The sequence below is a fragment of the Microcystis sp. M090S1 genome, assembly GCF_020246295.1.
GTDB classification, from domain to species: Bacteria; Cyanobacteriota; Cyanobacteriia; order Cyanobacteriales; family Microcystaceae; genus Microcystis; species Microcystis aeruginosa.
Map to the genome: position 1 here is coordinate 1 of NZ_JADBTF010000297.1, position 6,333 is coordinate 6,333.

Below are 6,333 nucleotides of genomic sequence, written 5' to 3' on the forward strand. Positions count from 1 at the left end.
AACTTAAATCGTGAGGTTTAGGAATCGCCGCACTTTTAGGGCGGCGAGGATGTCAAAACAAATCCTTTTATAACTTTTCAAGAGAACGTAGGTTGGGTTGAAGCATGAAACCCAACGCCTGCTCATGTTACGCTACCGCTAACCCATCCTACAAATAATTTTACCTCCCTACTTAAAAGACGATTTTTAGGCATTCTTGGTTAAGAAATTAAAAATAAACGATAGGATTTGCTGTCAATTAAGATATAAATACCTAGAATAATATAGATAAAAGGACTAATTTTATGTCCGTAGTTTGTAACCACTTTAGCTATCCTGGGATGGGTAATCAAAAAATAGGCTAGGACGCACCAAATCCCCATCATGAGATAAAAAATTATCATGATAATTAAGACGTGCATCGGGGAATTATTGGCAAAAAGAGAGGTATAGATACCAATATTATCACCACCATTAGCCACGGTCACGGCAGCGATGTAATAGGTTTGGGAGGGAAAACGAGGAACAAAGGAGCGATTTTTAGAATAATTAACATCTTCTCTTACTTCTTGAATGTAATCCTCATTTTCCCTTGACAAAAGTTGTTTAATGCCGATAATCAAAGGAATAAATCCTAATAGACCAATCCATTCTTTAGAAACCAGTAACCCAAATAGTAAACCGAGGGAACTAGCTAGGAGAATCAGGGTAAAACCGAGGTATTGACCAATAATCAGGTGTCGAGGTCGAAAATTAGCATTAAGTCGCGAGAAAAACAACATTAGCACCATCAGATCATCGAGATTTGTGGCTACAAAACTCGTCACGCTAGTAATTAAAAGGGCTACTAACCAATTCATAGATTGAAAAAAGAGATAATCCTTCCCATTCTAAATCTCGTAGTGCCAGATTTCCTCCTCTCGTAAAAGAAGACGATGGACGGGAAGACGTTCCACGGCCCCTTGTTGTTCAAGATGATTAAGTGCGCGGGTAATTGTGACTCTAGTAGTTCCTAATAAGTCAGCGATATCCTGATGAGTTAGACGCACATCAATTAATTGTCCGGTACCGGTTTGTTTACCAAATTGATTGCCTAACCATGCCAGTAATTTCACAACCATAACATCAGTACGTTTGTAGCTACGAATAATACTTAGCTCTTGTGCTTGCTGAAGATGAGACAGCAGAATTTCTGCCATTTGATAACTCTCAACTGCGGAAAAGGAAACTGCTTGTACAGGAGTGATGCACTCAACTTGATAGGGATTGACTCTCTCTAGGGTTTTACCAACAAAATTGCCAGGTCCCCACAATCCCAAGACGATCAGGGTTCCATCTTCTAACCAGGTGGAGGTTTTCACGACTCCACTCTCGATTTTCCAGAAATTAGGATTTCTGAGGGGCAAAATCGCCCGATTATCAAAGTGCCAGCGATGGGGGGTTGGTGGTTGATAGGTAAGCGTCATGATTGATAATTAATTTTGATTAGGTACTTAGCTAGTCAAAAGCACAAGGCCGTCGAGAAAGAAGCTTTTTAGACGAGTTAAGGTTTTTTTGAAGAATTTTGGGGTAAAAACGATAATTACCCCAAAAAAGACCGATTGTATGCCCTTACAAGCCCTATTTACGGGGTATTAGTCTTCTCCAGTTCCGTTGTGGCCGAGGAGATCAGTTCTTGCCAAGCTCGATCGCTTTCCTGTAGAGTCTGTTTAACCGCGTCGATGGTCTTTTCCACGCGAGTTTTCAGGAAAGGGGAAGCATTATCTTTGAGTCGTTCGGTGTCGTCGGCTAAGATATCGATCGTCTCGGAGGTATTAACAAGGCTCTTTTCTAGGGCAATAAGGTTGTTTTGCAGGGTTTCACTGAGTTTAGCCCCGGATTTGGTCAATTTTTTCGTAAATTTACTCACTTTTTCCCCTAGATCGTCAATATTGTCCGCTAAGTCCTCCAGGTTGTCCTGTTGAGCTTCGATAATCTTCTTGTCGAGAGAAGGAGCGGCCAGTTGAGCCTTTAGGTCATCGATAGCCGATTTTGTCGCTTGGATGGCTTTTTCATAGGCAATTTGGGCATCTTCCAGAATTTTTGGGCTAGAAACCTCATTTTTTTTCTTGACCGGTTCCACCACGGTGCCACCCGTTGCCGTGGCACGGTCGATGACGGCCAACTGTTCGGGGAGTAGGGGCAAGGCGATCGCATTTCCTCTTCCCCCTAGGAGCAAAGTGACAGTTAAGAGGAAAATCAGCAGCCGGAAAACTTGATTTTTGAGGCTTTGAAAGCTCTTATTTCGGTTGATCATAGTTGAATTTTCTCCTGTTCAGAAAAGTGGTTACTCTATCTAAATATTATCACACAAATTTTTTATTTTGTGTTTATTCATAATAAATTTTATGAAAAATTTATTATATTTTTTGACCAATAAATTGCAGACAAAAATATAAAGCTTTTGAGGCAAACCCCACTAAATAAAAGCTTTTACTCTCTCAATATAAATTAATTTTTATTGAAATAATCTGGTCTAAAACCTCGCCTTAAGGCGAAAAGTTTTTGGGGCGGGGTATAAATCCCCGTTACAAAAATGACCTCCTGCCCCCTGCCGACCGCCTTTGTTAACACTTTTTTCATTAATGAGATGCTGAATTATCCGATGGATTTATTTCTTGATTAATCGTAGATATTTTCTTACGACCTTTAATATATTTGCCTAAAGATTTATTTTTCTTAAGTCGTTTAATGCCACTTAAAGTGCACAGAGAGAATAGAGTTCCCGCCAGAACCATCTGCCATAAACCGCAACCAGAAGCGGCGCCTAATCCTGCCGCTAACCAGATAGTCGCCGCCGAAGTCAAACCTTTTACTTGTACCTTATTTAGTTCCCGATGGGATTGTTGTAGGATGATTCCCGCCCCTAAAAAACCGACACCAGAAGCGACCCCTTGAATAGTACGACTGAGAGCATTAGAAGACGCATAACCCACATCTCCCTCCGCTTGTAGGGGAATCATCACGAACATGGCAGCCCCGAGACTAACGATGATAAAAGTTCTCAATCCAGCCGGACGACCGCCTCGCTGTCGGTTATAACCAATCAGACAGCCGACGGCCATAGCCATACTGAGCCGAAAAATAATCGTTTGCCAATCTTCCGAGTCAAAAAACATTGTTTAACCCATCAAATGAGATAAAAACTTCGCCTAACCAATCAAAGCCCTTTCCATCTCCCGCTTTAAATCGTTTCTATTCTCGATCCCGATCGATAATCGTAGTCAAGCCGGTGTTATAGGTGGAAGTGAGATCAATGGGAACCGTTACCGCACCATGGCTAGAGTCTGGTTCTTGCCCCCCATGAATTGCCCTCGTTGCAAATTCCATCAATTTATTTTCCTATTAGTCGATATCTTCGAGGTCTTTAAACAGGGCCGTGCTGAGGTAACGTTCCCCGAAACTAGGCTGAATCATGACGATTAATTTATCTTCGTTTTCGGGTCTTTTGCCCACCTGAATCGCCGCCCATAAAGCCGCCCCGGCCGAGATGCCCGATAGTAGTCCCTCCTGACGGGCTAACCGTCGCGCGTAGGCGAAAGCGTCCGTATCATCGACGATAATCACCTCATCGATCAATTCCGGTCGGAAAATTGCCGGGATAAAACCGGCGCCGATGCCTTGGATTTTGTGCGGCCCCGGTTGTCCCCCCGATAAGACGGGACTATTAGAGGGTTCAACTGCGATCGCTTGAAATTGGGGACGACGGGGTTTAATGGTTTCGGCAATACCGGTAATGGTTCCCCCGGTTCCCACGCCACCGATAACGATATCTACCAGGCCGTCGGTATCGGCCCAGATTTCTTCGGCGGTGGTTTCTCGGTGAATTTTCGGGTTGGCCGGGTTGCGGAACTGTTGCAAACTATAGGCGTTGGGGGTGTTTTCGACTATTTCCTCAGCCCGGGCGATCGCTCCTTTCATGCCTTGGCTACCCGGGGTTAATTCTAATTGCGCCCCGTAAGCTTTTAACATCGCCCGTCGTTCTAAACTCATGGTTTCGGGCATAGTCAGGACTAGGCGATAGCCTTTGGCCGCCGCTACCATGGCCAGGGCGATGCCGGTATTACCGGAAGTGGGTTCCACCAGAATTGTTTTATCGGGGTGAATTAGTCCGGCGGCTTCAGCGTCCTCCACCATACTGACCCCGATGCGATCCTTAACCGAGGCGGCGGGGTTCATACTTTCCAGTTTGACCACAATGCGGGCTTTTACTCCCTCTGCTACTGGGATTCGATTCAGTTGAACTAGGGGAGTCCGTCCTACCAATTGGGTGATGTCTCTTGCGATCGGCATAATCCCACTTGCTTTGTATTTGTTGGCTATTTTTGATTATATATGTATTTAAGATGTTTTACAATACTTTTTAAGTCAGAGTACACTGCAAAATGCTGGTGTTGGCACCTCTGATCACAACGTCGGCGGGGATAATCCCTGTCGATTTTTTTGCCTTGCCACTTTTTTTGTATATCGAAGCACAATCGGTAAAATTGTCTTGGGAAATTTCTCTTAATTTAGTTAATTATTATTGGTATATAAAAGCACATTTGTTTAAACAACTTAAACGAATTATTAGAGAGATGAAAAGAGCGATACTTTTTCTCGGTATAGGGTTACACATTTAAGAAAGTTTTCTGAGATTTATCCTAAAAAATTATTTTTTTGCTGTTTTTTTAGGAAACAATTTTTAATAAATAAAAGTAGTAAAATGGTCTATAAAATAATTCATGGCAAAAACGAAGTGTGTCTAGGAGCGTCAATAAACGCTAAATTCAATTAACAAGAATTGTTCCTCGATATACAAAAAAATCTGGCCAAGGGAGAGTAAATTTTTTTCTTGGGACGATAGTATAGTCCCAAGAAAAAAACTCCTAGATACTTTATCGGAAAAAATAAAGAAAAGCCAGAGAAATCAACCTCGATATTTTGCCGAAACCAATCATCATTATAGGAGATGAAAACTATGGTGTTAGATGCCTTTGCCAAAGTCGTTTCCCAGGCCGATACCCGGGGGGAATACCTAAGCGAGAATCAAGTCAATGCCCTAATTGCCTTCGTCAAAGATGGTAATAAACGCGTCGATGTGGTCAATCGTCTTTCCAGTAATTCTTCTGCGATCGTTACCGATGCCGCGCGTAGTTTGTTTTCAGAACAGCCCGTTTTAGTTGCCCCCGGTGGCAACGCCTATACAAACCGTCGTGCGGCCGCCTGCTTGCGGGATTTGGAAATTATCCTGCGCTACGTTACCTATGCCACCTTCACCGGCGATGCCAGCATCCTCGATGATCGCGCCTTGAACGGTCTGCGGGAAACCTACGTCGCCCTAGGGGTTCCGGGTGCTTCTGTTGCAGCTGGAATTCTCAAGCTCAAGGACGCTTCCCTTGCCCTAGCGGCCGATCCCAACGGTATCACTCGCGGGGATTGCAGTTCTTTACTAGCAGAAGTCGCTTCTTACTTCGATCGAGCGGCGGCGGCAGTTTCCTGATGCTGTGACTTTCTTATCTCAATCCGATTAAACTTTTGTAGGAGCAATTCCATCGATGACCAAGACACCTTTAACCGAAGCGGTGGCTACTGCCGATTCCCAAGGACGTTTTCTCAGCAGTGCTGAATTACAAGTAGCGTTCGGTCGTTTCCGTCAGGCCGCCATCACCCTAGAAGCGGTAAAAATCCTCGCCCAAAAAGCCCCCAGTTTAGCCCAAGAAGCAGCCAACGCTGTCTATCAAAAATTTCCCTACACCACCCAACTCCAGGGGCCGAACTATGCCTACGATGAGCGGGGGAAATCCAAGTGCGTTCGCGATATCGGCTACTATATCCGGATTATCACCTATGCCCTCGTGGTGGGCGGTACGGGCCCGATCGATGAATATCTAGTCGCCGGTTTGAGTGAAATTAATAGCGCCTTTGAGCTATCTCCTAGTTGGTATATCGAAGCCTTAAAATACATCAAAACCAATCACGGATTAAGTGGGGATGCTGCTGTAGAAGCTAATTCCTACATTGATTATGTGATCAACGCCCTTAGCTAATTCCCGTCAACTTCACGTCAACACAAGCTCATATCTCCTAAATTCACCTCGGGATGAGCGCCGAGGTTTTTTTGCGTCCGTCTAACTTAGCCCTACTCGCGACCCTACCCCAACAAAAAAACCATCTTGGGCAAGATGGTTACACACAACGAGTTTGACATCCTCACCGCCGTAAACGGACGGTGATTCCTCACCACGCCACCTTTTTAGGATGGTCGTTGAATGGGGTTGACGCGACCCGGGATGCTGCTACCTTAGCGGTAGTCTTACGCTTTCCTCCACGTCC

The 6,333-nt window shown here is 44.4% G+C and carries 8 protein-coding genes; 2 read left to right on the forward strand and 6 right to left on the reverse strand.

Annotation, left to right across the window (positions count from 1 at the left end; genetic code table 11):
* Positions 1–200: 200 nt before the first annotated feature.
* The 6 genes from IM477_RS12855 to cysK form a co-directional block, all read right to left on the reverse strand.
* Positions 201–839 carry a cadmium resistance transporter gene (locus IM477_RS12855; protein ID WP_287732046.1) on the reverse strand — a complete coding sequence of 213 codons (639 nt, stop codon included), beginning with the start codon at positions 837–839 and terminating at the stop codon, positions 201–203.
* 30 nt (positions 840–869) lie between these two features.
* Positions 870–1,445 carry a Crp/Fnr family transcriptional regulator gene (locus IM477_RS12860; RefSeq protein ID WP_287732047.1) on the reverse strand — a complete coding sequence of 192 codons (576 nt, stop codon included), beginning with the start codon at positions 1,443–1,445 and terminating at the stop codon, positions 870–872.
* 158 nt (positions 1,446–1,603) lie between these two features.
* Complete coding sequence (locus IM477_RS12865) at positions 1,604–2,275, reverse strand: hypothetical protein (RefSeq protein ID WP_287732048.1); 672 nt, start codon at positions 2,273–2,275, stop codon at positions 1,604–1,606.
* Between the two features lie 325 nt (positions 2,276–2,600).
* Complete coding sequence (locus tag IM477_RS12870) at positions 2,601–3,137, reverse strand: MgtC/SapB family protein (RefSeq protein WP_287732049.1); 537 nt, start codon at positions 3,135–3,137, stop codon at positions 2,601–2,603.
* A gap of 76 nt (positions 3,138–3,213) precedes the next feature.
* Positions 3,214–3,348: a hypothetical protein gene (locus IM477_RS12875; protein WP_287732050.1), complete on the reverse strand. Its 135-nt coding sequence runs from the start codon at positions 3,346–3,348 to the stop codon at positions 3,214–3,216.
* Between the two features lie 15 nt (positions 3,349–3,363).
* Positions 3,364–4,311 carry a cysteine synthase A gene (gene cysK, locus IM477_RS12880; protein WP_016516226.1) on the reverse strand — a complete coding sequence of 316 codons (948 nt, stop codon included), beginning with the start codon at positions 4,309–4,311 and terminating at the stop codon, positions 3,364–3,366.
* 670 nt (positions 4,312–4,981) lie between these two features.
* On the opposite strand from cysK, the gene cpcB reads away from it, so the two are divergent.
* Positions 4,982–5,500, forward strand: a complete 519-nt coding sequence (cpcB, locus tag IM477_RS12885; RefSeq protein WP_002733930.1) for a C-phycocyanin subunit beta — start codon at positions 4,982–4,984, stop codon at positions 5,498–5,500.
* A gap of 55 nt (positions 5,501–5,555) precedes the next feature.
* Positions 5,556–6,047 (forward strand): C-phycocyanin subunit alpha, encoded by a 492-nt coding sequence (gene cpcA / locus IM477_RS12890; RefSeq protein WP_002732914.1) that lies wholly within the window; start codon positions 5,556–5,558, stop codon positions 6,045–6,047.
* The last annotated feature ends 286 nt before the right edge of the window (positions 6,048–6,333 follow it).

What these genes read in the sequence shown, in the direction of transcription:
- IM477_RS12855 (WP_287732046.1), bottom strand. Translation starts at nt 839, where the DNA reads ATGAATTGGTTAGTAGCCCTTTTAATTACTAGCGTGACGAGTTTTGTA.
- IM477_RS12860 (WP_287732047.1), bottom strand. Translation starts at nt 1,445, where the DNA reads ATGACGCTTACCTATCAACCACCAACCCCCCATCGCTGGCACTTTGAT.
- IM477_RS12865 (WP_287732048.1), bottom strand. Translation starts at nt 2,275, where the DNA reads ATGATCAACCGAAATAAGAGCTTTCAAAGCCTCAAAAATCAAGTTTTC.
- IM477_RS12870 (WP_287732049.1), bottom strand. Translation starts at nt 3,137, where the DNA reads ATGTTTTTTGACTCGGAAGATTGGCAAACGATTATTTTTCGGCTCAGT.
- IM477_RS12875 (WP_287732050.1), bottom strand. Translation starts at nt 3,348, where the DNA reads ATGGAATTTGCAACGAGGGCAATTCATGGGGGGCAAGAACCAGACTCT.
- cysK (WP_016516226.1), bottom strand. Translation starts at nt 4,311, where the DNA reads ATGCCGATCGCAAGAGACATCACCCAATTGGTAGGACGGACTCCCCTA.
- cpcA (WP_002732914.1), top strand. Translation starts at nt 5,556, where the DNA reads ATGACCAAGACACCTTTAACCGAAGCGGTGGCTACTGCCGATTCCCAA.